Origin of the sequence: Isoptericola sp. NPDC058082, from assembly GCF_042885055.1 — a bacterium.
Taxonomy (GTDB): Bacteria; Actinomycetota; Actinomycetes; order Actinomycetales; family Cellulomonadaceae; genus Isoptericola.
Map to the genome: position 1 here is coordinate 26,866 of NZ_JBHVSQ010000021.1, position 25,082 is coordinate 51,947.

At 76.2% G+C, this 25,082-nt stretch carries 23 protein-coding genes; 13 read left to right on the forward strand and 10 right to left on the reverse strand.

Translation table 11 applies throughout. The features are described 5' to 3' along the window. The first annotated feature begins 9 nt into the window (after positions 1-9). Positions 10-465 (forward strand): hypothetical protein, encoded by a 456-nt coding sequence (locus ACFVS0_RS19730; RefSeq protein WP_430588917.1) that lies wholly within the window; start codon positions 10-12, stop codon positions 463-465. 9 nt (positions 466-474) lie between these two features. Here ACFVS0_RS19730 and ACFVS0_RS19735 read toward each other — a convergent pair whose 3' ends face one another. The 5 genes from ACFVS0_RS19735 to ACFVS0_RS19755 form a co-directional block, all read right to left on the reverse strand. Then, positions 475-1,134: a response regulator gene (locus ACFVS0_RS19735; RefSeq protein ID WP_430552182.1), complete on the reverse strand. Its 660-nt coding sequence runs from the start codon at positions 1,132-1,134 to the stop codon at positions 475-477. Then, the gene (locus ACFVS0_RS19740) at positions 1,131-2,453 is read right to left on the reverse strand and encodes a sensor histidine kinase (protein WP_430588918.1); all 1,323 of its coding nucleotides are present in this window, start codon (positions 2,451-2,453) and stop codon (positions 1,131-1,133) included. The genes ACFVS0_RS19735 and ACFVS0_RS19740 overlap by 4 nt, the downstream gene beginning before the upstream one ends. 152 nt (positions 2,454-2,605) lie before the next feature. Further along, on the reverse strand, positions 2,606-3,529 hold the full coding sequence (locus tag ACFVS0_RS19745; RefSeq protein ID WP_430588919.1) for a hypothetical protein: 924 nt from the start codon (positions 3,527-3,529) through the stop codon (positions 2,606-2,608). Then, positions 3,529-4,245, reverse strand: a complete 717-nt coding sequence (locus tag ACFVS0_RS19750) for an ABC transporter ATP-binding protein (RefSeq protein WP_430563823.1) — start codon at positions 4,243-4,245, stop codon at positions 3,529-3,531. Before ACFVS0_RS19750 ends, ACFVS0_RS19745 begins: the two co-directional genes overlap by 1 nt. A 167-nt stretch (positions 4,246-4,412) precedes the next feature. Then, on the reverse strand, positions 4,413-5,015 hold the full coding sequence (locus ACFVS0_RS19755) for a TetR/AcrR family transcriptional regulator (protein ID WP_430588920.1): 603 nt from the start codon (positions 5,013-5,015) through the stop codon (positions 4,413-4,415). Positions 5,016-5,092: 77 nt separating this feature from the next. On the opposite strand from ACFVS0_RS19755, the gene ACFVS0_RS19760 reads away from it, so the two are divergent. From ACFVS0_RS19760 to ACFVS0_RS19805, 10 genes are all read left to right on the forward strand, one after another. Further along, complete coding sequence (locus tag ACFVS0_RS19760; RefSeq protein WP_430563825.1) at positions 5,093-5,626, forward strand: DUF1992 domain-containing protein; 534 nt, start codon at positions 5,093-5,095, stop codon at positions 5,624-5,626. Between the two features lie 85 nt (positions 5,627-5,711). Beyond that, positions 5,712-9,125, forward strand: coding sequence for an exodeoxyribonuclease V subunit gamma (gene recC, locus ACFVS0_RS19765; protein ID WP_430588921.1), 3,414 nt, complete (start codon positions 5,712-5,714; stop codon positions 9,123-9,125). Beyond that, a complete protein-coding gene (locus ACFVS0_RS19770) occupies positions 9,122-12,664 on the forward strand; it encodes a UvrD-helicase domain-containing protein (protein WP_430588922.1) in 3,543 nt (1,180 codons plus the stop codon). The genes recC and ACFVS0_RS19770 overlap by 4 nt, the downstream gene beginning before the upstream one ends. Beyond that, on the forward strand, positions 12,661-14,622 hold the full coding sequence (gene recD / locus ACFVS0_RS19775; RefSeq protein WP_430588923.1) for an exodeoxyribonuclease V subunit alpha: 1,962 nt from the start codon (positions 12,661-12,663) through the stop codon (positions 14,620-14,622). Before ACFVS0_RS19770 ends, recD begins: the two co-directional genes overlap by 4 nt. Before the next feature lie 51 nt (positions 14,623-14,673). Continuing rightward, a complete protein-coding gene (locus tag ACFVS0_RS19780) occupies positions 14,674-15,747 on the forward strand; it encodes an LLM class flavin-dependent oxidoreductase (RefSeq protein WP_430563829.1) in 1,074 nt (357 codons plus the stop codon). A gap of 97 nt (positions 15,748-15,844) precedes the next feature. Next, on the forward strand, positions 15,845-16,102 hold the full coding sequence (locus ACFVS0_RS19785; RefSeq protein WP_430552192.1) for a type II toxin-antitoxin system Phd/YefM family antitoxin: 258 nt from the start codon (positions 15,845-15,847) through the stop codon (positions 16,100-16,102). Continuing rightward, a complete protein-coding gene (locus ACFVS0_RS19790) occupies positions 16,099-16,497 on the forward strand; it encodes a type II toxin-antitoxin system VapC family toxin (protein ID WP_430552193.1) in 399 nt (132 codons plus the stop codon). Before ACFVS0_RS19785 ends, ACFVS0_RS19790 begins: the two co-directional genes overlap by 4 nt. Positions 16,498-16,523: 26 nt before the next feature. Next, positions 16,524-17,294 (forward strand): MBL fold metallo-hydrolase, encoded by a 771-nt coding sequence (locus ACFVS0_RS19795; RefSeq protein ID WP_430588924.1) that lies wholly within the window; start codon positions 16,524-16,526, stop codon positions 17,292-17,294. A gap of 63 nt (positions 17,295-17,357) precedes the next feature. Beyond that, a complete protein-coding gene (locus tag ACFVS0_RS19800; RefSeq protein ID WP_430552195.1) occupies positions 17,358-18,263 on the forward strand; it encodes an LLM class flavin-dependent oxidoreductase in 906 nt (301 codons plus the stop codon). Between the two features lie 38 nt (positions 18,264-18,301). Beyond that, complete coding sequence (locus ACFVS0_RS19805) at positions 18,302-18,688, forward strand: VOC family protein (RefSeq protein ID WP_430552196.1); 387 nt, start codon at positions 18,302-18,304, stop codon at positions 18,686-18,688. 25 nt (positions 18,689-18,713) lie between these two features. Here the strand turns inward: ACFVS0_RS19805 and ACFVS0_RS19810 are convergent, their stop codons facing one another. Genes ACFVS0_RS19810 through purS form a run of 3 tightly spaced genes read right to left on the reverse strand, consistent with a single transcriptional unit; the run spans position 18,714 to position 20,241 of the window. Further along, positions 18,714-19,238, reverse strand: a complete 525-nt coding sequence (locus tag ACFVS0_RS19810) for a GNAT family N-acetyltransferase (RefSeq protein WP_430552197.1) — start codon at positions 19,236-19,238, stop codon at positions 18,714-18,716. Beyond that, a complete protein-coding gene (purQ, locus tag ACFVS0_RS19815; protein ID WP_430552198.1) occupies positions 19,235-19,954 on the reverse strand; it encodes a phosphoribosylformylglycinamidine synthase subunit PurQ in 720 nt (239 codons plus the stop codon). The genes ACFVS0_RS19810 and purQ overlap by 4 nt, the downstream gene beginning before the upstream one ends. After that, a complete protein-coding gene (purS, locus tag ACFVS0_RS19820; RefSeq protein ID WP_429766102.1) occupies positions 19,954-20,241 on the reverse strand; it encodes a phosphoribosylformylglycinamidine synthase subunit PurS in 288 nt (95 codons plus the stop codon). Before purS ends, purQ begins: the two co-directional genes overlap by 1 nt. Before the next feature lie 232 nt (positions 20,242-20,473). Between purS and ACFVS0_RS19825 the strand changes: the two genes are divergently transcribed. Then, positions 20,474-21,349, forward strand: a complete 876-nt coding sequence (locus tag ACFVS0_RS19825; RefSeq protein ID WP_430588925.1) for a DUF4190 domain-containing protein — start codon at positions 20,474-20,476, stop codon at positions 21,347-21,349. A 31-nt stretch (positions 21,350-21,380) separates the two neighbouring features. On the opposite strand, the gene ACFVS0_RS19830 is transcribed toward ACFVS0_RS19825, so the two are convergent. Next, complete coding sequence (locus ACFVS0_RS19830) at positions 21,381-22,376, reverse strand: phosphoribosylaminoimidazolesuccinocarboxamide synthase (RefSeq protein WP_430588930.1); 996 nt, start codon at positions 22,374-22,376, stop codon at positions 21,381-21,383. A 127-nt stretch (positions 22,377-22,503) separates the two neighbouring features. On the opposite strand from ACFVS0_RS19830, the gene ACFVS0_RS19835 reads away from it, so the two are divergent. Then, positions 22,504-23,625 (forward strand): tyrosine-protein phosphatase, encoded by a 1,122-nt coding sequence (locus tag ACFVS0_RS19835; protein WP_430552200.1) that lies wholly within the window; start codon positions 22,504-22,506, stop codon positions 23,623-23,625. A 102-nt stretch (positions 23,626-23,727) separates the two neighbouring features. On the opposite strand, the gene purD is transcribed toward ACFVS0_RS19835, so the two are convergent. Continuing rightward, complete coding sequence (gene purD / locus ACFVS0_RS19840; protein ID WP_430588926.1) at positions 23,728-25,023, reverse strand: phosphoribosylamine--glycine ligase; 1,296 nt, start codon at positions 25,021-25,023, stop codon at positions 23,728-23,730. Positions 25,024-25,082: the final 59 nt, after the last annotated feature.

The window sequence follows — 25,082 nt, forward strand, 5'->3', positions numbered from 1 at the left end:
CCTCCGAGCATGTCGGCCGAGACCGTCCCCGCCACCGTGGGACGACGACGTCGCGTCGGACGATGGCTACCCCTGGCGTTCGTCGTCGTGGTCGTCGCGTTCGGGGTGGCGCAGATCCTCCCTCTCCCCCGGACCGCCGACGTCGCGGCGCCGCCCGCGGACGCCACGGCCGAAGACGTCGTGCGCGCCTACCTGGACGCGATCGACGCGCACGACTGCGGCACCGCGCAGGACCTCACCGCGCCGTCGTTCGCCACGACCACGGAGTCCATGTGCCACGACGCCGCGAGCCTGACGGTCACCGGCCTGGAGACCGTCGGCACCGGCCAGGTCAACGCCGGGTTCGACGTCGACTGGCGACTCTTCGCCGAGGACGGCTCCATCCCCGAGGGCGGGTTCGGTTGGACGTACTACCTCACGCAGGGTGACGACGGGTGGCTCATCGAGGAGGCCGGGAACGGTTGACCGGCCAGATCAGGCGCCCGGGACGACCAGCCCGGAGTCGTAGGCCCACACGACGAGCTGCACGCGGTCGCGCGCGCCCGTCTTGGTCATGATCCGACTGAGGTGCGACTTCACCGTGCTGGGCTCGAGGAACAGGGCCGCGGCGATCTCCGCGTTGGACGACCCGCGGCACAGCAGCGCGACGATCTCCTGCTCGCGCGCCGTGAGCAGCCCGGTCGCGCGCGGGTCGGCCACGACCGGGCCCCGGCGGCGCGCGAACTCGTCGATGACGCGGCGCGTGAGGGTCTGGTCCACCAGGCCGTCGCCCGCCGCGACGCGGCGCACGGCGTCGACGAGCACCTCGGGCTCGGCGTCCTTGAGCAGGAAGCCGGAGGCGCCGGCCTCGAGGGCACCGAACACGTAGTCGTCGAGGTCGAAGGTGCTCACCACCAGCACGGGCACCGGGTCGGTGACGCCCGGACCGGCGAGCTCGCGCGTCGCGGTGATGCCGTCGCCTCCGGGCATCCGCACGTCCATGCACACGACGTCGGGCCGCTCGCGGCGGGCCACGCGCACGGCGTCCGCTCCGTTCGACGCCTCCCCGACCACCTCGAGGCCCTCGCTCTGCAGGATCACGGTGAACCCGGCGCGCACCACCGCCTGGTCGTCCACGAGCACGACGCGCGTCATCGGGCGCCCTGCCCGACAGGCACCCGCGGGTCCTCGGCGTCCGCGGGGCGCGGCACGACCAGCCGCACCAGCCAGCCGCCGCCGGACGTGCGCCGAGCGGTGAGCCGTCCGCCGACGAGCTCCGCGCGCTCGGTCATGCCGATGACGCCGTGCCCCGGGCCCGCCTCCTGCGGCGGGGCGGTCGCCGCCGACCGGTCGGCGGGCCCGTTGCGCACGGTGATCGCCAGCCCGTCCTCGTCGTACACGGTCTCGACGTCGACGGCGCTGCCCGGTGCGTGCCGGCGGGCGTTGGCGAGCGACTCCTGGAGCACCCGGTACACCGTGAGCTGCACCGTGGGCGGCAGGTCGTAGGGCTCGCCACGTCGCGTCTCCTGGACGCGCGTACCCGTGCTGCGGGCGAGGTCGAGCAGCGGGGGCACGTCCGCGAGCGTCGGCTGCGGGGCGGAGGGCGCGTCGTCGCCCTCGCCGGTGTCGCGGAGGATCCCGACGACGAGCCGCAGGTTGTCGAGCGTCTCCCGACCCTGCCCGCGGATCCAGCGCAGCGACTCCTTCGCCCGCTCGGGGTCGCCCGTGACGAGCCGCTCGGCGGCGGCCGCCTGCACGACGATCCCGGACAGGTGGTGGGCCGCGACGTCGTGCAGCTCACGGGCCATGCGGCCGCGCTCCGCGAGGACGGCCTGGGCCGCGAGCGCCTCCCGCTCCCGCTCCGCCTGCGCGACGCGCGCCCGCAGCTGCGCCAGCAGCTCGCGCCGGGTGCCGATGTACGCGCCGACGAGGACGGCGCCGAGGTAGACCACCAGCGCGGACACCAGGCCGCCCCACAGCTGGGTGCCGACGGGCACGCCGAGCTCCGCCGACGACGCCGGCCCGCCCAGGACGTATCCGAGCAGCACCTGCACGACGGCGGCGCCCGCCGCGGCGCCGAGGGCGGGTCGACGCGGGGCGTGCACCCCCACCGAGTAGGCGGCGATCAGCGTGGCCGGCGCCTGGAAGTTCATGTACGGGGGCAGCAGCGGCGCCAGGGCGAGCTGCCCGAGCAGCACCAGCGCGAGGCACAGCATCGGGAACCGGCGGCGCAGCGTGAGCGCCATCGCCTGCCCGACGAGGACGACGCACGCCGCCACCAGCGCACCGGTGCTCATCCCGTCGACCGAGGCCTGGGCGCCGAACGACTCGCCGAGGCTCGACGACACGACCTCCAGCAGCACCAGGAGCAGCGCGACGGACAGCGTCGCGACCACGCCGCCGAGCAGCGCGTCGCGGCCCGTGGGGGTCCGGACGCCGAGGGCGTCGAGCCGCCGGCGCAGCACGTCGAGCACGGGTCCTCCGTCGGTGTCGGATGGCTGTCTGGATGGCTGTCTGGATGGCTGTCTGGATGGATCTCGGATGGCTGTCGAGCCCGGCCCACGGTACGCCGTCCCGGGGCCGGGCGAGACACGTCTCCGCTGGTCAGGCGGGTATCGATCTGATATCAGGCGAGGTCACGGCGACGGAACACCGCTCCCGCCGTGACGAGCAGCACGGCCGCCCAGGCGAGCAGCCCCGTCAGCGCCGCGGCGACCCCGACCGCCGGGCCGGCGTCCGTCGTCGCGCCGAAGAGCTGCGCGGCGCCCTGCCCTGCGGACGCGAGGGAGCCGAGGGTGATCGGCAGCCACGACGTCGCCGCCGTCGCGCCGCCGGTGAGGACGAGCGCGGCGGCCTGGATCATCGGTTCCACGAGGGCGAGCGCCACGACCACGACGATCGCCGCGACCTGCCCCCGCACGAGGGTACCGACGGCCAGCCCCAGCCACGAGAGCAGGACCATCACCGCGAGGCCCCGCGCCCAGACGCCGAGCGCCTCGCCGGGCCCGATCGCCAGGCTCGCGCCGGGCGTCGTCGCGACCGCGAGGACCAGCCCGACCGCGGTGACCAGCGCGAGCGCCACCCCGATCGCGAGCGCCGCCGTCGCCGTCGCGCCCGCCTTGCCGGCGAGGATCCGCAGCCGGTCCGGCACGGCGAGCGCCGTGGGCACGATGCCGCCGGTGCGGAAGTCGGTGGTGGCCGCCAGCGCGCCGAGCAGCAGCAGGCAGAGGGCGGTGACGCCGCTGGAGGCCGACCCGCCGGGGCCGGTGCCCATGAGGTCGAGCAGCGAGCGCTGGGCCGCGGCGGACCCGAGGTCGGTGGCGGCGACCAGCCCGGACAGGAGCTCGCTCGTGTCCGCCGGGGACATCTGCGGCCCGACGTGGAACCCGGCGTCCGCCCCGCCCAGCGACTCCAGGGTGCGCAGGGTGCGCGGCAGCACGAGGGTGAGGACCTGCACCAGGGCCATGCCCGCGAGGGCGACGACCCCGATGACCCAGGGCGTCCGGGTGCTGCGCAGCTTGAGCAGCTCGGCCCTGAACACGGCAGACATCAGCGGACTCCTTCGGTGGCGGCGGTGAGATCGAGGTACACGTCCTCGAGGCTCCGGTCGGTGGTGACGAGCTCGCCCAGCGTGCCCGCGGCGACGACGCGGCCCTGGCCGATGACGACCAGGTCGTCCGCGACCTGCGCCACCTCGCCGAGCACGTGGCTGGCCAGCAGCACCGTGCCGCCGTCGTCGGCGAAGGTGCGCAGCAGCTCGCGCAGCCACCGCATGCCGGCGGGGTCGAGGCCGTTGGCGGGCTCGTCGAGCACCAGGACCTCGGGGCGGCCGAGCAGCGCGGTGGCGATGCCGAGGCGCTGCTTCATCCCCAGCGAGTAGGTGCGCACACGGCGGTCCGCGGCGGGGATCATGCCGACGGCCGCCAGCACCTCGTCGACCCTGCGGGCGGGGAGCCGCGACGCCGCGGCGAGCACCCGCAGGTGGTCGCGGCCGGTACGCCCGGGGTGCAGCCCGCCCGCGTCCAGCAGGGCCCCGACCACCTGCGCCGGGTGCTCCAGGTCGGCGTACCGTCGGCCGTCGAACGTCGCCGTGCCGGCGTCCGCGCGGGCCAGTCCGAGCAGCACGTGCAGCGTCGTGCTCTTGCCGGCGCCGTTCGGGCCCAGCAGGCCCACGACCCGGCCCGGCTCGGCCGTGAAGCCGACGTCGTGCACGGCCTCGAAGCCGCCGTAGGACTTGTGCAGCCCTTCGATCCGGATGGTGGTCATCCGTCCCCTCCCTCGTCGTCCGGCGCTCCCGTCGTCTCACCGGCGCCGGTACCCCGAGCCTCCCCGGCGGCAGGGGGCCGGGTCTTGAGGCGGAGGGGGGAACCCGGGTTGCGCCTTTCGGGGGAGGTCGCGCGGTCAGGACCCGGTCGGACGTCGAGCCGGCCGGGTCACGACGACGCGGCGAAGAGGCGCTCCAGGTGCTGGTCGACGGCCGCCAGCGCGGCCTCGGGCTCGATGACGCCGAGCTCGAGCAGGGGCGTGAACCCGGTCAGCGCCAGGAGGAGGTCCGTCTCGACGTCGGGGTCCCGGTCCGGGGAGATCTGGCCGTGCGCCGCCGCCTCGCGGACGAGCCGCCCGACCAGTGCGCGCCCCTCGCGGAGCCCCAGGGCCGCCTGCCTGCGCAGCGCCGGGTCGTGCAGCGCCTCCAGGACGTACGCGGCGCTCATGCGGCTCGACGCACGCGCGTCGGGGTGCAGGGGCAGCATCTCCGTGAGCACCACGCGCAGCACGTCCCGGGGGTGCGGCGGCCGGTCGAGGTCGGCCAGTCCCCGGGCGACCCGGTCCGAGGTCTGCTCGGCGGCGAACTCCATCGCGAAGTTCAGCATCGCCGCGCGGGACGCGAAGTAGTGCTGCAGCTGCCCCAGCGAGACCCCGGCCTCGCGGGCGACGTCGCGCAGGGTCGCCCGGGTCCAGCCGTCCCGGTCCACGACCCGCCACAGCGCGTGCGCGATCGCCTCGCGTCGTTCCTGGTGGTCCACCAGCTTCGGCAACCGGCTCCCCTTCCCCGTGTGTGTCGTACCGTGGAAATAATACAGTTGACCGAAAACAACGGCCGACGGGAGGGACGATGACCGAGCCGAGCGTGCCCCCCGCGTTCTTCAACCCGTACGCGGTGGCCATCGACGACGAGGTGGCGATCGCGCTGCTCGCCGAGATGCACATCCGCAGGGCGATCGAACGCGGGGAGTTCGACGACCTGCCCGGCAGCGGCAAGCCGCTCGACCTGCAGGACCTCCACGACCCGGACTGGTGGCTGAAGGCCTTCATGCGGCGCGAGAAGCTCGTGGTGCTGCCGCCCTCGATCCAGCTGCGCAAGGACGACGCCGCGCTGGACGGGCGCCTCGACGAGCTGTGGAGCGAGGAGGACGTGCGCGAGGAGGTCGAGGAGTTCAACAAGAGCGTCCTGCGCGCCCGCTACCAGCCCGCGGCCGGGCCGCCCCTGGTCACCATGCCGCGCGACGTCGAGGCGACGGTGGCCGCCTGGGCGGAGCGTCGCGCGGCGCGGGCCGCGGAGACGCGCGCGCAGGCACGGGCCGAGGCGGCGGCCGAGGAGGACCGTCCCCGCCGGAGGGCTGGCCGGGCTCGTCGCCGGGCACGCTGACGGGGACGCTGACGGAAGCCCTCCGCCAGTGGTCCCTGTGGAGGACCGACTGCCCCTGTCGGCGCGGACCCGTAACCTGGCCGACGTGCTGCACGTCCACCGGTCCGAGCGCTCCGACGCGCTGGTCGCTCCCCTCGCCGACGTGCTCGCCGACCCTCCGGACGACCCGTTCACCCCCGACGTCGTCGCGGTGCCCACGCGTGGCATCGAGCGGTGGCTGGCGCAGCGGCTGTCGCACCGGCTCGGGGTGGACGGCGCGTCGGGCGCCGGCGTGTGCGCCAACGTGGACTTCTCCTCGCCGTCGCGGCTGGTCGCCTCCGCGGTGACGGCGGTGACCGGCGTCGAGCCCGATGACGACCCGTGGCGCCGTGCGCGCCTCGTGTGGCCGGTGCTGGAGACCGTCGACGCGTCCCTCGACGAGGGCTGGGCCGCGCCGCTCGCGCGGTACGTCGGCGAGGCGGGCGACGGCGTGCGCCGGTCGCGCCGCGTCGCACTCGCGCAGCGTGTGGCGGAGCTGTTCGCCGCGTACGCGCAGCAGCGGCCCGGCCTGCTCTCCGGCTGGCTCGAGGGGCGCGACGACGGCGTCCCCGACGACCTCGCGTGGCAGCCCCGGCTGTGGCGGCGGGTCCGCGAGCGCGTGGACGCGCCCGGCCCCGCGGAGGTGCTGGCGGAGGCGGTCGGCGTGCTGCGCACCGACCCGGGCGCCGTGGACCTGCCCGCCCGGCTCTCCGTCTTCGGCCCCACCCGGCTGCCGGAGGACCAGCGGCAGGTGCTCGCCGCCCTCGCGCGCCACCGCGACGTCCACCTGTGGCTGCCGCACCCGTCGCCCGCGCTGTGGGCCTCGGTCGAGGGCCTTGGCGCCCGGGGCGCCGCCGCCGGGGCGCGTCGTGACGCCCTGCCCCCGGCCGCCCGCCACCCCCTGCTGGCCTCCACGGCGCGCGACTCCGTCGAGCTGCAGCTGCGCCTCTCGGGGGTCCTCGACCCACCCGCCGACGACGCCCCCGACGTGCGGGTCGCGCACCATCCGGCGCCGCCGCCCCCGGGCACGCTGCTGGGCGCGCTCCAGTCGGCCCTGCGCGCGGACGACCCGGACGTCGCGCCCGCGCCGGTGGGTCCCGACGACCGCAGCGTGCAGGTGCACGCCTGCCACGGCCGGGCGCGCCAGGTCGAGGTGCTGCGCGAGGTGCTCACCGGTCTGTTCGCCGCCGACCCGACCCTGGAGCCGCGCGACGTCATCGTCCTGTGCCCCGACGTCGAGGCGTTCGCCCCGCTCGTGACGGCCACGTTCGGCGCCGCTCCCGACGGCGTCACGCAGATCCACCCCGGGCAGCGGCTGCGCGTCAGCCTGGCCGACCGCGGTCCCGGCGTCGTCAACCCCGTGCTCGGTGTGCTGGCGACCCTGCTGCGCCTGGCCGACGGCCGCGTCACGGCGTCCGAGGTCCTCGACCTCGCCACCAGCGAGCCCGTGCGCCGCCGCTTCCGCCTCTCCGACGACGACCTGGACCGCTGGCGCGACTGGGCCGTCGAGGTCGGGGTGCGCTGGGGCGAGGACGGGTCGCGGCGCGAGCGCTTCGGCATCGACCCGCGGGTGCGGCAGGGCACGTGGGACGCGGCGCTCGACCGGGTGCTGCTGGGCGTCGCGATGGCCGAGGAGGACTCGCGCTTCGTGGGCCCGGCGCTGCCGCTGGACGACGTCGGGTCCACCGACGTGGACGTCGCGGGCCGGTTCGCGGAGCTGGTGTCCCGACTGACGGGGCTGCTCGCCGACCTCGAGGGCACGCACCCGCTGGAGCACTGGCTCGACGCCCTGGACCGCGCCGTCACGCTGCTCGCCGACCCGGCGCCGGACGACGCGTGGCAGTCGGTGCAGGCACGCCGCGTGCTGGGCGACGTCCGGGCCGCGGGCGCGGGGCGCGCCACCGCGGGCGACGGGCTGCGGCTGGAGGACGTGCGCGCCCTGCTCGCCGACCGCCTGGCGGGCCGCCCTACGCGCGCGGGTTTCCGCACCGGCGCGCTCACCGTGTGCTCGCTGGAGCCGATGCGCGCCGTCCCGCACCGCGTGGTGTGCCTGCTCGGCATGGAGGACGGCGCGTTCCCCCGGTCCGCGACGCCGGACGGCGACGACCTCCTCGCGCGCGACGCCCTGCTGGGTGAGCGGGACCGGCGCAGCGAGGACCGGCAGATCTTCCTGGACGCGCTCACGGCGGCGCGGGAGCACCTGGTGGTGCTGCACTCGGGCGCCGACGAGCGCACCGGCGCCGCCCGGCCGCCGGCCGTCCCCGTCGCGGAGCTGCTGGACGCGCTCGACCGCGTCGGCGCGGCGGCGGACGGCGGGCCCGTCCGACGGCAGGTCGTCGTGCGGCACCCGCTGCAGGTCGTGGGAGAGCGCAACTTCGAGTCCGGCGCGCTCGGCACCCCCGGCCCGTTCAGCTTCGACACGGCGGCGTTCCGCGGCGCGGAGGCAGGTCGAGGGGGCCGCGTCGATCCCGGGCTGCTCGTGCCCGCGCCGCTGGTCCTCGACGCCGCCGCCCCGACGGAGGTCGACCTCGACGACCTCGTCGCGATGCTCGAGCACCCGGTCCGCTGGTTCCTGCGGACCACCCTCGACGTGCGCGTCGCGCAGGACGAGGACGAGGTGGACGACCGCCTGCCGCTGACGATGGCGCCGCTCGCCGCGTGGGGGGCGGGCGACCGGATCCTCACCGCCGTGCTCGGGGGCACCGACCCGGGGCGCGCGTTCCAGGCGGAGTGGCGCCGCGGCCAGGCGCCGCCGCGCGAGCTGGGCCGCACCGCGCTGCGGGACGTCGTCGAGCGCGTGCAGCCGGTCGAGACGATGGCGCGACAGGTCCGCGCCGAGCACGCGGCCCGCGCCGTCGACGTGTCCGCCGCGCTGCCCTCCGGCGTCCTCGTCACCGGCACCGTCCCCGGCGTGCACGGCGGCCGCGTCGTGCGCGCGGAGTACTCGAAGCTCGGCCCGAAGCACCGCCTGCGCGCCTGGGTGCAGACCCTTGCCCTCGCGGCGTCGGGCGGCGACGGCGGGCTGCCCGACGGGCAGCAGTGGCACGCCGGCACCGTGGGCCGGGCCCCCGGCCGGGGCGCCAAGGCGGCGTGGAGCCTGATCCAGGCGCCCGACCCGGCCGACGCGGCGCGCCTCCTCGACGACCTCGTCGCCCTGCGCGCCCAGGCCGCCCGCGCTCCTCTCCCCCTGCCCCCGGACGCGTCGCACGCGTACGCCGTCTCCCGCGGAGGCGGCACGGGCGACCCCGGCCAGGCGACGAGCGAGGCCCGCTTCACCTGGAACGGCGGCTTCGAGAAGTCCGACGCGTATCACCTGATGGTCTGGGGCGACCCGAGCGGACCTGGGTCGTTCGACGCGATGGCTGGTGTGCCGGACGACGACGACCGGCGCAGGTTCCCCGACGAGCCCTCGCGGCTGGGGGCGCTCGCCCGCCGCGTCTGGGACCCGTTGCTGGCGCACGAGCAGAAGGGCACCACATGACGGCCGGGGCGGGCTTCGACACCGACGCGACCGGCGGTCTGGCGGGCGTCCCGGACCGTCCGGTCTTCGACGTCTGCGGCCCGCTGCCGGAGGGCACCACGGTGCTCGAGGCCAGCGCCGGTACGGGCAAGACGTTCACCATCGCTGCGCTCGCCACACGGTTCGTCGCCGAGGGCCGCGCCGAGCTGCGCGAGCTCATGCTCGTGACGTTCGGCCGGGCGGCCACGTCCGAGCTGCGCGACCGCGTGCGCGAGCGGCTGGTGAGCGCCGAGCGCGCGCTGCGCGGCCCGGACCCTGCCTCCAGCGACGACCCGGTCGTGGCGCTGCTCGCCGACGTCGACGGCGAGGAGCTGGACCGCCGGCGCGCCCGGCTCGCCGCCGCCCTGTCGCAGCTCGACGCCGCGACCATCACGACGACGCACGGCTTCTGCCAGCAGATGCTCACGTCGCTCGGCATCGCGGCCGACGTCGACCCCGCGGCGACGTTCGTCGCCGACGTCGCCGACCTCGTGCGGGAGGTGTCCGACGACCTGTACGTGCGCCGCTTCTCCGGCGAGGCGCACCCCGCACTCACCCCGACGATGGCCGCCGACCTGGGCCGGGCCGCCGTCAGCGACCACCAGGCCTGTGTCGAACCCGCCGAGCCGGGCGGGGGCGCGCCGTCCACGCCACCCCCGTCCACACCGGGCGCGCTGCGGCGGGCCGTGGCCCAGGAGACGCGCGACGAGACGCTGCGCCGCAAGCGCGCGCAGCACCTCCTGGACTACGACGACCTGCTCGTCATGCTGCGCGACGCGCTCGCCGACCCGGTGCACGGCCCCGTCGCCGCCGAGCGGGTGCGCTCCCGGTTCCGTGTGGTCATGGTCGACGAGTTCCAGGACACCGACCCCGTGCAGTGGGAGATCCTGCGCACCGCGTTCCACGGGTACCGCACCCTGGTGCTCATCGGCGACCCCAAGCAGGCGATCTACGCCTTCCGCGGCGCCGACGTCGTCGCGTACCTCGACGCACAGCAGGACGCGACCGCCGTCGCCACGCTCGGCACCAGCTGGCGCAGCGACGAGCCGCTGCTGCGGGCCCTCGACACCCTGCTGGGCGGGGCGGCGCTGGGCGACGAGCGCATCGTCGTGCGGCCGGTGGACGCCGCGCACCGCGGGTCGCGCTTCGACGGCGGCGCGCCGCTGCGGCTGCGGCAGGTGACGCGTGCCGCGCTCGGGATGTCGCCCGGCGAGACGCCGCCGGTCGGTCCGCCGCGCCAGCTCGTCGCCGCGGACGTCGCGGCCGACATCGCCGCGCGCCTGGGCCGCGACCGGCTGGTGGACCCGGACGACACGAGCGGCGACGGCAGCGACACCGGCGCGTGGCGACCGCTCGAGCCGCGCGACGTCGCCGTGCTCACCCGCACCAACGCGCAGGCCGAGGCGGTCCGGTCGGAGCTGACGAAGCGCGGGGTGCCCGCCGTCGTCTCGGGGTTGTCGAGCGTGTTCGCGACGCCGTCGGCCCGCGACTGGCTCACCCTGCTCGCCGCGCTGGAGCAGCCGGGCGCTCACGGACGGGCCGCGGCCCTGGCGCTGACGCCGTTCGTCGGCTGGGACGCCGAGCGGCTCGCCACGGCGGACGACGCCGCGCACGACGCGCTCGCCGACACGGTGCGGCGCTGGTCGCGGCTGCTGTGGTCGCGGGGGGTCGCCGCGCTGCAGGAGGCGGTGACCCGCGACGGCCTGGCGGAGCGGCTGATGCGCACCAGCACCGGCGAGCGCCACCTCACCGACCTGCGGCACGTGGGCGAGGTGCTGCACGCCGCGGCCGTCACGGAGGGTCTGGGCGCCTCCGCGCTCACGGCATGGCTGCGGCGGCGCATCCGCGAGGCCGCCCAGGACTACGACGAGGAGCGCAGCCGCCGCCTGGAGACGGACGCCGCGGCGGTGCAGGTCGTCACGGTGCACGCCAGCAAGGGCCTGGAGTTCGGCGTCGTGTACGTGCCGTTCGCGTGGGACCGGTTCGAGCCGCGCCAGCCCGAGGTGCTGCGGTTCCACGCCGGCGACGGGCGCCGCATCCTCCACGTGGGCGGCCCGGGCTCGTTCGGGTACGACGCCGCCCTGGAGCGCCACCGCCGCGAGGAGGGCGGCGAGGACCTGCGGCTGCTGTACGTGGCGCTGACCCGCGCCCGGCACCAGGTGGTGGCGCACTGGGCGCCGTCGAAGGCGAACTCCGCGAAGGCGGGCCTGACGCGCGTCGTCCTGGGCGACCGCACGCTCGGCGGCGAGCCCGCGCCGCACGCGCCCCAGCAGGCCATGCGCGACGACGCGGTACGGACGGCGCTCGGTGCCCTCGCCCAGGGCTCGGGCGGCACGATCGCCGTCGAGGAGGCGCCCGCCACGCCGTCCACCGAGCGTTGGCGCCCGCCCGTGGACGACGTGCCCACGCTCGGCGTCGCGCACCTCGACCGGGTACCCGACCCGACGTGGCGGCGCGCGTCGTACTCCGCGCTCACCGCCGCGGCGCACGTCGGTCGCCCGGGCGGCCTCTCGCCCGCGCCAGGCCCGGCCGAACCCGCGACGGGGGGAGTCGAGTCCGAGCCGGAGGGCGGCGGCCTGCAGGACGAGCCGGCCGAGGCCGCGCCGACGGCGGTCCGTCCCGTCGGCGCCGTCGGCGAGCCCGGGGAGGCGCCCGGCGCCGATCTGCCGTCCCCGATGTCGGGCCTGCCGGCCGGCACGGGCTTCGGCACCCTCGTGCACGAGGTGCTGGAGTACGCCGATACGGCGGCCCCCGACCTCGACGCGGAGCTGCTCGCGCGGTGCGCCGCGGCGGCGACCACGCGGGTGCCGGGCACGGACCCTGCCGAGCTCGCCGCCGCGCTGGGCGTCGTCGCACGCACGCCGCTCGGGCCGCTCGCGGGTGGACGCACGCTCGCCGACGTCACGCCGCGCGACCGCCTGGCGGAGCTGGAGTTCGAGCTCCCGCTCGCCGGGGGCGACGGCGACGTGGGCGGTCCCCCGGCCGAGGGCGCCACCCTGGCCGGGATCGCGGCGCTGCTGGGCCGCTACCTGGGTGCGGACGACGCGTTCGCCGCGTACCCCGCCGTGCTCGCCGAGCTGGCGGCGGCCGACCCCACGGCCCGCCCCCTGCGCGGCTACCTGACCGGGTCGATCGACGCGGTGCTGCGGGTGCCCGCGGACGACGGTGCGCCACGCTTCCTCGTCGTCGACTACAAGACGAACCGCCTCGGCGCGTTCGACGCCCCGCTCACGGCGCACGACTACCGGCCCGAGGCCACCGTCGACGCGATGCTGCACGCCCACTACCCGCTGCAGCTCGTGCTCTACCTCGTGGCGCTGCACCGCTACCTGGCGTGGCGGCTGCCGGGCTACGACCCGGACGTGCACCTCGGCGGCGGGCTCTACCTGTTCGTGCGCGGCATGTGCGGCCCGGCCACGCCCACGGGGCCCGACGGCGCGCCGCACGGCGTGGTGTCGTGGGTGCCGCCGCGGGGCCTGGTGCCCGCGCTGTCCGCGCTGCTGGACGGAGACGACGCATGACCGACACCTCCACGCTCCCGGGCGGCCCGGTCGAGGCCTCCGGCGACGTCCGCCTCGCCGCCGCGGCGCCCGGGCTGCTGCGGGAGTTCAACGCGGCCGGACTCGTCGCCGCGACGGACGTGCACGTCGCGACGCGGCTCGGGCGGCTGACGGGCGAGGACGACGCGACGGTGCTGCTCGCCGTCGCGCTCGCCGTCCGGGCGCTGCGGGGCGGGTCGGTGTGCGTGCGGCTCGACGACCCGGACGAGCTCGCGGCGCTCGCGCTGCCCGAGGACGCCGACCGGGGCGACGCCGCCGACGGTCCCGACGCCGCCGCTCCCCCGCCCTGGCCGGAGCACGAGGCCTGGGTGCGGGCGATCGAGGCCAGCCCGCTCGTGACGGTCGGCGCGGACGGCCCCGAGGACCGGCCGGCCCGCTGGGTCGGCGGACGGCTGTACCTCGACCGGTACTGGAGGGACGAGCTCACGGTGCGACGGCTGGTCGACGCCCGCCTCCAGGCCCCGCCGCTCGTGCCCACCGGCGCCGACCGGCTGGACGCGGCGCTCGCCCGGCTGTTCCCCGAGGCCGGCGACGTACGGCAACGGCTCGCGGCCGCGCACGCCGCCGGCCGCAGGCTCACGGTGCTCACGGGCGGGCCGGGCACCGGCAAGACGACGACGGTCGCGCGGCTGCTCGCCGTGCTGCAGGACGTCGCCGGGGAGCCCGCCCTGCGGGTCGCGCTCGCCGCGCCGACGGGCAAGGCGGCCGCCCGGCTGCAGGAGGCGGTCCGCGACGTCGTCGGCGCCCTGCCGCCCGAGGACCGCGAGCGCACCGGCCGACCGGAGGCCACGACCGTCCACCGGCTGCTCGGCTACCGCAGCGCGACCCGCTTCCGGCACCACGCCGGCCACCACCTGCCGCACGACGTCGTCGTGGTGGACGAGACCTCGATGGTGCCGCTGTCGCTCATGGCGCGGCTGCTCGAGGCGCTGCGCCCGGATGCGCGGCTGGTGCTGGTCGGCGACCCGGACCAGCTCGCGTCGGTCGAGGCCGGGGCTGTGCTGGGCGACCTCGTCGCCAGGCCGCCGGTGGTCGGGAGCCTCGCCGCGCACGTCACCACCACGCCGCCCGACGAGCCCGCGGGGGACGACACGGCCCTGGCCAACGGCGTCGTGCGGCTCGTCACGGTGCACCGACAGGGCGAGGACTCGGCGATCCTGCCGCTCGCCGCCGCCATCCGCGACGGAGACGCGGACGCCGTGCTCGACGTCCTGCGTGCCGGGGTCGGTGGCGTCGAGCTCGTCGAGGCGGACACCGAGCGCCTCGACGAGCACGCCGTGCAGGGACTGCACGACGACGCGGTCGACGCCGGCCGACGGCTCGTGGCCGCGGCGCGGGAGGGCGACGCGGCCGGCGCCCTCGAGGCGCTCAACGCGCACCGCGTCATGGTGGCGCACCGGCGGGGCCCGGTCGGCGTGGCCCGCTGGGCCGCGCAGGTCGAGGCCTGGGTGGAGGAGGCCACCGCCGACGGCACCCTGGCCCCGGCCGTCCCCGGGTCGCCGTGGGTCGTGGGCCGCCCGCTGCTGGTCACGAGCAACGACGCCGACGTCGGCCTCTACAACGGCGACACCGGCGTGCTCGTCGCGGAGGGCGACCCGGCACACGCTCAGGACGAGGCGGTCGCGGTCGTCGCGGTGTTCGGCGACCCGCGCGCCCCGCTGCGGGTGCGCACCCACCGGCTGCCCCCGGTCGAGACCGTGCACGCGATGACCGTGCACCGCGCGCAGGGCAGCCAGTTCCGCCGCGTCTCGCTCGTGCTGCCCCCGCCGACGTCGCCCCTGCTCACCCGCGAGCTGCTGTACACGGCCGTCACCCGCGCGCAGGAGTTCGTGCGCGTGGTGGGCACCGCCGACGCCGTGCGCGCCGCCGTCGCACATCCCGTCCGCCGGGCGAGCGGCCTCCGCGAGCCGCTCCCCTGACGCCCGCCCACCACGGAATAGGAGTCGCGCTCCTGCGGGTTGTCCCAGGCGATGAATGCCGACGCCCCCACCCCCGCGCCCACGTCCCCCCGCCTGTCCGTGCTGGACCTCGTCCCGGTCCGCACGGGCCAGTCCAGCCCCCAGGCGCTGGCCGCCTCGCTCGCGCTGGTGCGCCGGGCGGACGAGCTGGGCTTCGAACGGTACTGGTTCGCCGAGCACCACAACATGCCCGCGGTCGCGGCGTCGACGCCTCCGGTGATGATCGCGGCGGCCGCCGCCGTCACGGAACGCATCCGCGTCGGCTCGGGCGGGGTCATGCTGCCCAACCACGCGCCGCTCGTGGTGGCGGAGCAGTTCGCCGCGCTGGAGGCGCTCGCGCCCGGGCGGGTGGACCTCGGCCTCGGTCGCGCGCCCGGCTCGGACCCGGTCGTCACGGCGCTGCTGCGGCAGTCCGGCCCGACGTCGGACGTCGAGCGGTTCCCCCAGCACGTGCGCGACATCCTGTCGCTCATGAGCCCCGACGGCGCCGCCCTGCGCCTCGGCGACGGCAACCTCTACGACGTGCACGCCACCCCCGCCGCCGACGGCACCCCGACCGTGTGGCTGCTCGGCTCCAGCGACTACTCGGCCCGCCTCGCCGCGGAGCTGGGCCTGCCGTACGTCTTCGCGAACCACTTCTCCGGTGCGGGGATCGACCAGGTGCTCGCGCTGTACCGCGACGGCTACCGCCCGAGCCCCGACCACCCGGAGCCGCGGACGTTCCTCACCGCGAACGTCGTCGTCGCGCCGACCGCGGTCGAGGCGCACGAGCGTGCGCTGCCGCAGCTGCGGTCGATGGCGCGGCTGCGTACCGGCAAGCCGATGGGCCGCGCGGAGACGGTCGAGCAGGCCGCCGCCGAGCCGCTGGACCCGATGGCCGAGCAGATCGTCGCGGACATGCGGTCGCGCTGGGTGGTCGGCGAGCCGCACCAGGCCGCCGCCCAGCTGCGCGACCTCGCCACCCGGCACGGCGTGGACGAGGTCATGGTGGTGCCGGTGGCCGGGTCCTACGAGTCCGAGCCGCTGGACGCCACGCCCGGCCGGGTCCGCACCCTCGAGCTCCTCGCCGAGGCGCTCGCCGCCTGACACCGGGAGACCGTCACGGAACCTCCGAGCCGCCGTTGCCCCCGAGGGCACGTCGGACTAGCCTCGACTTAGTCCAGCCTGGTCCAGGAGGCCCCCCGTGAAGACCGTCAACGTGCACGAGGCCAAGACCCATCTCTCCCGCCTCCTCGCGGAGGCCGAGGCGGGAGAGGACGTCGTGATCGCGCGTGCGGGCCGCCCGGTCGCTCGCCTGGTCGGGATCGACCCCGCCGCCCGGCCGCGGCGAGAGCTCGGCCCGCTGCGCGGCCGGTTCACGATGCCCGACGACTTCGACCACTGGGCGCAGGACGAGGTGGCCTCCCTGTTCGAGAACGACGAGCCGGCGGACGCCCGGTGAGGTATCTCCTCGACACGAACGTCCTCGTGTGGACGCTCGGGTTCCCCGAGCGACTGCCCGACGACGTCGCAGAGATCCTTGCCGACCCCGAACCCGAGATCTGGTTCAGCGCCGTCAACATCTGGGAGATCGGCATCAAGTCCGCTCTGGGCCGCGCCGACTTCGACCTCGACCCCCACGTCGCCCGCGCGACCACCCTGGCCCTCGGCTTCGTGGAGCTGGCCGTCGACGGCGCCCACGCCGTGACGGCGACACGCCTGCCCCCCGTCCACCGAGACCCGTTCGACAGGATGCTGGTGGCGCAGGCGATCATGACGGGCTCGACCCTGCTCACCAGCGACGCCACCGTCGCCGCGTATCAGGGCCCCATCCGCCACGTCGGTCGCCGCGGCTGATGCACGACCGAGAGAGGAACTGCACGATGCCCCACGTCATCGTCGTCCGTGCGGACAACCCCGGCCCGATGACGCTGGACGGCACGCGCTCGTACGTGCTGCGCGCGCCGGGCTCGTCGTCGTGCGTGGTCGTGGACCCGGGCCCCGACGACGAACGGCACCTGGCGACCCTGGCCGAGGCGGGTCCCGTGGAGCTCGTGCTGGTCACGCACCGGCACGCGGACCACACCGCCGGCTCGGCGCGCCTGCACGCGCTCACGGGCGCCCCGGTCCGCGCCGCCGACCCGGAGCACTGCCACGGCGGCGAGCCGTTGCGCGGCGACGAGACGATCGACGCCGGCGGCCTCCGGGTCGACGTCCTCGCGACGCCGGGGCACACCGCCGACTCGGTGTCGTTCGTCGTGACCGCGCCCGACGGCGCCGGGTCCGGCGAGCCGGTCGTGCTCACGGGCGACACGGTGCTCGGGCAGGGCACCACCGTCATCGCCGAGCCGGACGGTTCGCTGCGCGACTACCTCGCCAGCCTCGACCTGCTGGAACGCGTGGGCGCCGGGCGGGTCGGGCTGCCGGGTCACGGCCCCGCGCTGGACGACCTCGGCACGGCGGTCCGCGCCTACCGGGCCCACCGCCTGGAGCGTCTCGACCAGGTGCGGTCGGTGCTCGCGACGCTCGGCCCGGCGGCGGACGCCGACGCCGTCGTCGCGCACGTCTACGCCGACGTGGACCCGTCGGTGCGGCGCGCGGCGCGGCAGTCCGTCGTCGCGCAGCTCGCCTACCTGCGCGACGAGACCGCCTGACCGGCCGCCGCGGCCCACGACCGCTCCCGGGCAGGTGTCGGTGTCCCGCGGCACGATGGCGTGATGACGGTCACCCCCGCTCCGGAAGTCCGCCCTGCCGTGCACCTCGGCGTCGCCTTCGTCCCGACGATGCCGCCGGAGTCCCTGCGGTCGCTCGCCACCGCCGTCGAGGCCGCCGGCCTCGACGACCTGTGGGTGTGGGAGGACTGCTTCAAGCAGAGCGGTGTCGCGTCGGCCGCCGCCGCGCTGGCCTGGACCGAGCGAGTGCGCGTCGGGATCGGCCTCATGCCCGCGCCGCTGCGCAGCACGGCGGTGACGGCGATGGAGGTCGCCACGCTCGGCCGCATGTTCCCGGGCCGGTTCGTGCCGGCGGTCGGCCACGGCGTGCAGGCCTGGATGGACCAGGCCGGGGTGCGCGCGAAGTCGCCCCTCACCCTGCTGCGCGAGCACACCGAGGCGCTGCGCGCCCTGCTCGCCGGCGACGAGGTGACCGTCTCGGGCCGCTACGTCACCCTCGACCACGTCCGCCTCGACTGGCCCGCGCCGCAGGTGCCGCTGCTGCTCGGCGGCGTCGGCCCCCGCTCTCTCGCGCTGGCGGGCGAGCTGGGCGACGGCGTCATCCTCGCCAACGCGCTCACCCCCGACGACGTGCGTGCCGCCGCGGAGACGGCCGGGACGGCCGCGCAGGCCGCGGGCCGGCCCGCACCGGGCGTGTACGCCACCCTCATCGCAGCGACCGGCGACGGCGCGCAGCAGCGGCTCGACGCCGAGCTCCCGCTGTGGGGTGCGGAGGCCGGGAGCGGCATCGGTGCGGCCGGCGACGCCCGTGCCATCGCCGACGCCGTGCTCCGCCTGGCGGCCGCCGGTGCTTCCGCCGTCGCGGTGCAGCCCACCGCCGACGAGCCCGACCTCGCCGGGTTCGTCGAGCTGCTCGGCCGCGAGGTACGGCCCTTGCTCGACCAGGCGTGACCACCCGGGTCCCGCCGCACAGCACCGAGGAGCACACGATGGACTGGAAGATCGAGCTGATCCACGTGCCCGTGAGCGACGTGGACCGGGCGAAGGAGTTCTACGAGCGCGTCGGCTTCCACCCCGACCACGACCAGCAGGTGAACGACGACCTGCGGTTCGTCCAGATGACACCGCCGGGCTCGGCCTGCTCGATCGCGTTCGGGACGGGCCTGGGCGGCACGCTGCAGCCGGGGCAGCTGGACGCGATCCAGGTGGTGGTGCCCGACGCGGACGAGGCGCTGGCGCACCTGCGCGGCGTGGGCGTCGAGGCCGACGGGGTGGACGACCAGGCGTGGGGCCGGTTCGTCACGTTCGCCGACCCCGACGGCAACGCCTGGACCCTGCAGCAGCTGCCCGCGTGGTCCGCGGGCGCCGGGGGCTGAGCCCGCGAGGACGACGCCCTCGACGTCAGAGCCGCTTGCCGTAGCAGCGCTGCTGCTCCAACCCGGCGTGGTCGCCGAACGACTCGATCGGCTCGTAGCCGATGGCCTCGTACAGCGCGATCGCCTCGGGCTGCGCGGTGCCGGTCTCGAGCACGAACCGGCGGAAGCCGACCTGGCGGGCGGCACGCTCGAGCTCGGCCATCAGCCGCCGTGCGACGCCGCGCCCGCGCACGTCGCCGTCCACGTACAGACGCTTGACCTCGCCGGTCGCGGCCGGGTGGGTGGTGCCGCGGCCGCGCCGGTCGTCGGTGCCGGAGACGTCGCGCACGGCGGCGGTGCCGACGGGGCGGCCGTCCAGGCGCGCGACGAGCGTGACGACGATCGTCCGCGGGTCGATCGTGGGTGCCTCGTCGTCCCCGCCGTACCGCACGGCCATCTCGGCCTCCTGGGCGGCACGCAGGGTCGCCGCGACGGGGTCGTCCCACGCCACGACGTCGACCGCCAGGCCCTCGGGCCCGACGGTCGACGGGAGGACGGTGGTGGCGGTCATGCCGAGACGAGCGACGCCAGCACCGACGTGAAGAATCCGAGGCCGTCCGTGCCGGTGCGCGGGCCGTCCTCGCCGTCCGGGCCGAAGCCCGCCTCGACGGCGTGCTCCGGGTGCGGCATGAGGCCGACCACGTTGCCGCGCGCGTTGCTGATGCCCGCGATGTCGCGACGGGAGCCGTTCGGGTTCCAGCCCTGGTAGCGGAACACGACGCGGCCCTCGCCCTCGAGCTCGTCGAGGGTGCGGTCGTCGGCCACGAACTGGCCGTCCTGGTTCTTCAGCGGGATGGTGATGTGCTGGCCGGGCCGGTACCGGTTGGTCCACGCCGTCGACGCGTTCTCGACCGACAGCACCTGCTCGCGGCACACGAAGTGCAGGTGGTCGTTCTTCACCATCGAGCCGGGCAGCAGGTGCGCCTCGGTCAGCACCTGGAAGCCGTTGCAGATGCCGAGCACGGGCATGCCGCCCTTCGCCGCGTCCACCAGGGCGTCCATGGCGGGCGCGAAGCGCGAGATGGCGCCGGCGCGCAGGTAGTCGCCGTACGAGAACCCGCCCGGCAGGACGACGGCGTCGACGCCCTGGAGGTCGCCGTCGGCGTGCCACAGCGACACGGGCTCCCCGCCCGCGAGCCGGACCGCGCGAGCCGCGTCCCGGTCGTCGAGGGTGCCGGGGAACGTGACGACGCCGATCCGCGCCGACGCGAGGGTGCCGGCGGTCATCAGGCCACGCCCTCGGAGGTGATCGTCCCGGCGGCGTCGGTCGCGGCGTCCGCGACGCGCACGACGTCCTCGATGACGGGGTTGGACAGCAGCGTCTCCGCGGCCTGCTGCGCGGCGGCGAGCACCTCGGGCGTGACGTCGCCGTCCACCTCGAGCTCGAACCGCTTGCCCTGGCGCACCCCGCTGAACTGGGTGAAGCCGAGGCGGGGCAGCGCCCCGACGACGGCCTTGCCCTGGGGGTCCAGGATCTCGGGCTTGGGCATGACCTCGACGACGACGCGTCCCACGGGTGCTCCTTGGATCGTGACCGGTAGCTGGCCGGGTGGTCCAGCGGCCGCGGCTCCGAGGTCCCGGCACGGGCGGCGCAACGGAGGCGCGCGCGTGGGGGCGGGAGCACGACGGCGGGATTCCGCGACGAGTCTACCGCCCGCGCGCTAGCCTTCTGACGCCGCGGAGCGCAGCCGGTCGACGGCGCCGCCGACGCCGCGTCGTCCACCATCGCACCGACCCCGAGGAAGCATGTCCGCACCCACCTCTCCGCCCTCCGGCGGCACGCCCGACCCGTACGCCACGCCCGAGGCGGGCGCGACGCCCCCGACCGGGACCGCACCGAACGGGACCGCACCGAACGGACCGCCCGCGCCGTACACCGCGCCCGGCACCCCGTCCCCCGCGACGCCGTACGACCAGCAGGCCCCGTACGGGGGCCGGCCGACGCCGTACGACCAGCCCGCGCCGTACGGCGCGCCGTCCCCGTACGGGCAGCCGGCGCCCGGGACGGACGGGTTCTCGATCGCCGCGCTGATCACGGGCATCCTCGGCATCAGCCCCGTGGCGCTCGGGCTCGGCATCGCGGGGATGCGGCGCACCCGGCGCACGGGACAGAGCGGCCGCGGCATGGCGATCACCGGCGTCGTGCTCGGTGCCCTGGGGATCCTCGGCTGGCTCCTGGTGGTCGGGCTGCTCGCCCTGCTCGCGACGAACGACGAGGTCCAGGAGGGGTTCAGCCAGGGCTTCGAGGAGTCCTACGCCGACCGCACGGGCGCGAACCTCGACCTGGGCGACTGCTTCGAGCTGCCGGACGACGCCACCGACCTCACCGGCATCGTCGCGACCGACTGCGCGTCGGCGCACGGGGCGGAGATGGTGGGCGTCGACGAGCTCACGGACGCCGAGTACCCGGGCGAGTCCTCCGTGGTCGCCACCACGGAGGACTTCTGCTTCGAGGAGTTCGCCGCGTACGTCGGCACGGACTACGACGCGTCCAGCCTCGACATGATGTACCTCTACCCCACCCAGGCGTCGTGGGCGTTCGGCGACCGGCGCCTCATGTGCTGGGCGCAGAACCCGGACGGCTCGCCGCTCGAGGCCAGCGTCCAGGGCTCCGGCCTCTGACCTTCCGGCCCGCCGGCACGCGGGGGCGCCCTCAGCGCAGGGGCGCCCCCGTCAGCCGCTCGTACGCCTCGAGGTACCGGTCGCGGGTGCGCTCGACCACCTCGGGCGGCAGCACGGGCGGCGGCACGTCGGACGCCCGGTCCCAGCCGGAGGCCGGCGACGTCAGCCAGTCGCGCACGATCTGCTTGTCGAAGCTCGGCTGGGCACGGCCCGGCTCCCACTCGTCCGCGGGCCAGAACCGCGACGAGTCGGGCGTGAGCACCTCGTCGCCGAGCACCGTGGCCCCGGTCGCCGGGTCGACGCCGAACTCCAGCTTGGTGTCCGCGAGGATCACGCCGCGCTCGCGCGCGATCTCCTCGGCGCGGGCGTAGACGGCGAGGGTGAGGTCCCGCAGGCGCGTGGCGGCGTCGACGCCGATCCGGCGCGCCACTTCCTCGAACGGCACGTTCTCGTCGTGCTCCCCCACCTCGGCCTTCGTCGCGGGGGTGAAGATCGGCTCCGGCAGGCGCGACCCGTCGACCAGGCCGGCCGGCAGCGGGATGCCCGTGACCTCGCCGGACGCGCGGTACTCGGCCAGGCCGGAGCCGGTGAGGTAGCCGCGGGCCACGCACTCGACGGGGAACATCTCCAGCCGGCGGCAGATCATCGCGCGGCCCGCGACGACGTCGGGCACCAGGCCGTCGCCCGGCTCGGCGCTCGCCTCGGTGGACACGACGTGGTTGTCCACCACGTCGGCGAGCTGCTCGAACCACCACAGGCTCAGCTGGGTGAGCACCACGCCCTTGTCGGGGATGCCGGGGGTGAGCACGTGGTCGTGCGCCGAGAGGCGGTCCGAGGCGACCACGAGGACGACGTCGCCCAGCGGGTGCACGCCGCCCAGGGCGGGCAGGTCCGGCGCGTACAGGTCGCGCACCTTGCCGGAGTAGACGTGGCGCCACCCCGGCAGGTCGAGCGGTCCCCCGGCGAAGGCGTCGTTCTGGTCGGCACCGGGCTGGTCGACATCGTGCGTCTCGGTCACGATGCTCAGTCTCGCATCCGGCGTCGGGCCGGGCCGCACGCGTCCGCGGTCCCGCCGCGCGGAGTTCATCGGGTCCCCTACCGGACAGCCCCGTCCGTTCACCGCCCGTTCGCCGGCGGCGTCCACCGTGCAGCCCATGAGACTCCGCACCCGGCACACCGCCGCCCTGCTCGTCGCGGCCCTCGTCGCCGCTCCCGCCGCCGCGTCCGTCGCGGCCCCGCGCCCGCCCCACGCGGCGGCCGGACACCCGTCCGCCCCCCAGCACGGCGCCGCCACGGGGCACATCCCCTTCACCGCGGCGACGGTGACGACCCACGACGACGGTTCGTTCACCGTCACCTGGTCGGCGCCGCGCGGAGCCGGCGACGTGCGCCTCTACGCGGGCACCGACCGGGACCGCATCGACACGCGCCACGTCGTGGCGCGCGGCGGGTCCTCCGGGACGGTGACGGTCACCGACCTGTCCGACGCCGACCGCCGCTGGTTCCGGCTCGTCCCCGACCGCGGCGCGGGCCTGACGATCGCCGACCGCCTGGTGCGGCTCGACGGCACGGTGAACCTCCGCGACCTGGGCGGCTACCGCACCACCGACGGCGACTGGGTCGCCATGGGCGAGGCCTACCGGTCCGACGCCCTCGACCGGCTGAGCGAGGCGGACCTCGACACCCTCGAGGGGCTCGACGTGCGCACCGTCGTCGACCTGCGCACGAGGTCGGAGCGCGCCACCGCACCCGACCGCGTGCCCGACGGCGCCCGGTACGAGGTGGCTGACGTGCTCGGCGGCGGCACCGCGACGATCCCGGACCTGTCGTCACCGGCCGCGGCCGCGCAGATGATGGTCGACGGGGAGCGCTCCATGGTCTCGAGCGACACGGGCCGGGCCGCGTACGCGACGTTGTTCGACGCGGTCGCGGACGACGGCGCGGTGCTGTTCCACTGCACCGCGGGCAAGGACCGCACGGGCTGGGCGGCGGCCGCCCTGCTCACCACGGCGGGCGTGCCGCGCGACGTCGTCGAGGACGACTACCTGCTGAGCAACGACTACCGCGCCGAGGCGAACGCCGCCGCGCTCGCATCGATGCCAGCCGAGCAGGCCGCGATCTACCGGCCGCTGCTCGACGTGCGGCCGGAGTACCTGGCCGCCGGGTTCGACGAGGTGCACGACGAGTACCGCTCGTTCGACCGGTACCTCCGCCAGGGCCTCGGCCTCAGCGCTCGCGAGGTGCGCGACGTGCGGGACGAGCTGCTCGTCGGCTGACCGGCTGACCCACCACACCCGTCCGATCTGTTCGGCATGAAGTCGATCTCTTCGGCATAGGTCGGTGCCGAAGAGATCGACCTCCTGCCGAACAGACCAGCGTCAGGGGACGGCGACCTCGCCCCGCTCGGCCTTGAGCGCGATGTCGCTGCGGTGGTGGGAGCCGTCCAGCGCGATCTTCTCGACCCCGGCGTAGGACGCCGCCCGTGCGGCGGCGAGGTCCGCGCCACGGCCGACGACGGACAGCACGCGCCCGCCGGCGGACACCAGCGCGCCGTCGACGACGGCGGTGCCGGCGTGCAGCACGTGCACGTCGTCCAGCGCCTCGGCGTCGGCGATGCCGGTGATCAGGTCGCCCTTGCGCGGCGACTCGGGGTAGCCCTGGGAGGCGACGACGACGTTGACCACGGCGTCGTCCGACCAGCGCAGCGGCTCGATGCCGTCGAGGCGGCCGGTGGCGGCGGCGAGCAGCACGCCGGACAGCGGGGTGCGCAGGCGCGCGAGGACGGCCTGGATCTCCGGGTCGCCGAAGCGGGCGTTGAACTCCACGACGCGCGTGCCGCGGCTGGTCAGCGCCAGCCCCACGTAGAGGACGCCGGAGAACGGGGTGCCACGGCGGGCCATCTCGTCCACGGTGGGCTGCGCGATGCGGTCCACCACCTCGGCGACCAGGCCGGACGGCGCCCAGTCGAGCGGCGTGTACGCGCCCATGCCACCGGTGTTCGGGCCGGCGTCGTCGTCGCCGACGCGCTTGAAGTCCTGCGCGGGCACCATCGGCACCACGCTGGCGCCGTCGCACAGGCAGAACAGCGACACCTCGGGCCCGTCGAGGTACTCCTCGATCACCACGCGGCCCTCGTCGCCGCGCGCATCGAGCGCCTCGCGGGCGTGCGCGAGGGCGGCGTCGCGGTCGGAGGTCACGACCACGCCCTTGCCGGCGGCGAGACCGTCGTCCTTGACGACGTAGGGGGCGCCGAAGGCGTCGAGCGCGTCGGCGACCTGCTCCACCGTGGTGCACACGTGGGCCATCGCCGTCGGGACGGCCGCGGCGGCCATGACGTCCTTCGCGAACGCCTTCGACCCCTCGAGCCGGGCGGCCTCGGCCGACGGCCCGAAGGCGGGGATCCCGGCCTCCCGGACGGCGTCGGCGACCCCTGCCACCAGGGGTGCCTCGGGCCCGACGACGACCAGGTCGACGCCGAGCGTGCGGGCGAGGGCGGCGACGGCACGGCCGTCGTTCGCGTCCACCGGGTGGAGGTCGGCCTGCGCGGCCATGCCCGGGTTGCCGGGGGCGGCGTGCAGCTCGTGCGCCGGCTGCGCGCCCTCGGCGGCCTCGGACGCGAGGGCGTGGACGATGGCGTGCTCGCGGGCACCGGTCCCGACGACGAGGATCTTCACGGGCGACCATGCTAACGACCCCGCGGAGTGCGGGTCGCGGTGTCCGCGGGCACCGTGCT

What these genes read in the sequence shown, in the direction of transcription:
- ACFVS0_RS19730 (WP_430588917.1), top strand. Translation starts at nt 10, where the DNA reads ATGTCGGCCGAGACCGTCCCCGCCACCGTGGGACGACGACGTCGCGTC.
- ACFVS0_RS19735 (WP_430552182.1), bottom strand. Translation starts at nt 1,134, where the DNA reads ATGACGCGCGTCGTGCTCGTGGACGACCAGGCGGTGGTGCGCGCCGGG.
- ACFVS0_RS19745 (WP_430588919.1), bottom strand. Translation starts at nt 3,529, where the DNA reads ATGTCTGCCGTGTTCAGGGCCGAGCTGCTCAAGCTGCGCAGCACCCGG.
- ACFVS0_RS19750 (WP_430563823.1), bottom strand. Translation starts at nt 4,245, where the DNA reads ATGACCACCATCCGGATCGAAGGGCTGCACAAGTCCTACGGCGGCTTC.
- ACFVS0_RS19760 (WP_430563825.1), top strand. Translation starts at nt 5,093, where the DNA reads ATGACCGAGCCGAGCGTGCCCCCCGCGTTCTTCAACCCGTACGCGGTG.
- ACFVS0_RS19770 (WP_430588922.1), top strand. Translation starts at nt 9,122, where the DNA reads ATGACGGCCGGGGCGGGCTTCGACACCGACGCGACCGGCGGTCTGGCG.
- recD (WP_430588923.1), top strand. Translation starts at nt 12,661, where the DNA reads ATGACCGACACCTCCACGCTCCCGGGCGGCCCGGTCGAGGCCTCCGGC.
- ACFVS0_RS19780 (WP_430563829.1), top strand. Translation starts at nt 14,674, where the DNA reads ATGAATGCCGACGCCCCCACCCCCGCGCCCACGTCCCCCCGCCTGTCC.
- ACFVS0_RS19795 (WP_430588924.1), top strand. Translation starts at nt 16,524, where the DNA reads ATGCCCCACGTCATCGTCGTCCGTGCGGACAACCCCGGCCCGATGACG.
- ACFVS0_RS19800 (WP_430552195.1), top strand. Translation starts at nt 17,358, where the DNA reads ATGACGGTCACCCCCGCTCCGGAAGTCCGCCCTGCCGTGCACCTCGGC.
- ACFVS0_RS19805 (WP_430552196.1), top strand. Translation starts at nt 18,302, where the DNA reads ATGGACTGGAAGATCGAGCTGATCCACGTGCCCGTGAGCGACGTGGAC.
- ACFVS0_RS19810 (WP_430552197.1), bottom strand. Translation starts at nt 19,238, where the DNA reads ATGACCGCCACCACCGTCCTCCCGTCGACCGTCGGGCCCGAGGGCCTG.
- purQ (WP_430552198.1), bottom strand. Translation starts at nt 19,954, where the DNA reads ATGACCGCCGGCACCCTCGCGTCGGCGCGGATCGGCGTCGTCACGTTC.
- ACFVS0_RS19825 (WP_430588925.1), top strand. Translation starts at nt 20,474, where the DNA reads ATGTCCGCACCCACCTCTCCGCCCTCCGGCGGCACGCCCGACCCGTAC.
- ACFVS0_RS19835 (WP_430552200.1), top strand. Translation starts at nt 22,504, where the DNA reads ATGAGACTCCGCACCCGGCACACCGCCGCCCTGCTCGTCGCGGCCCTC.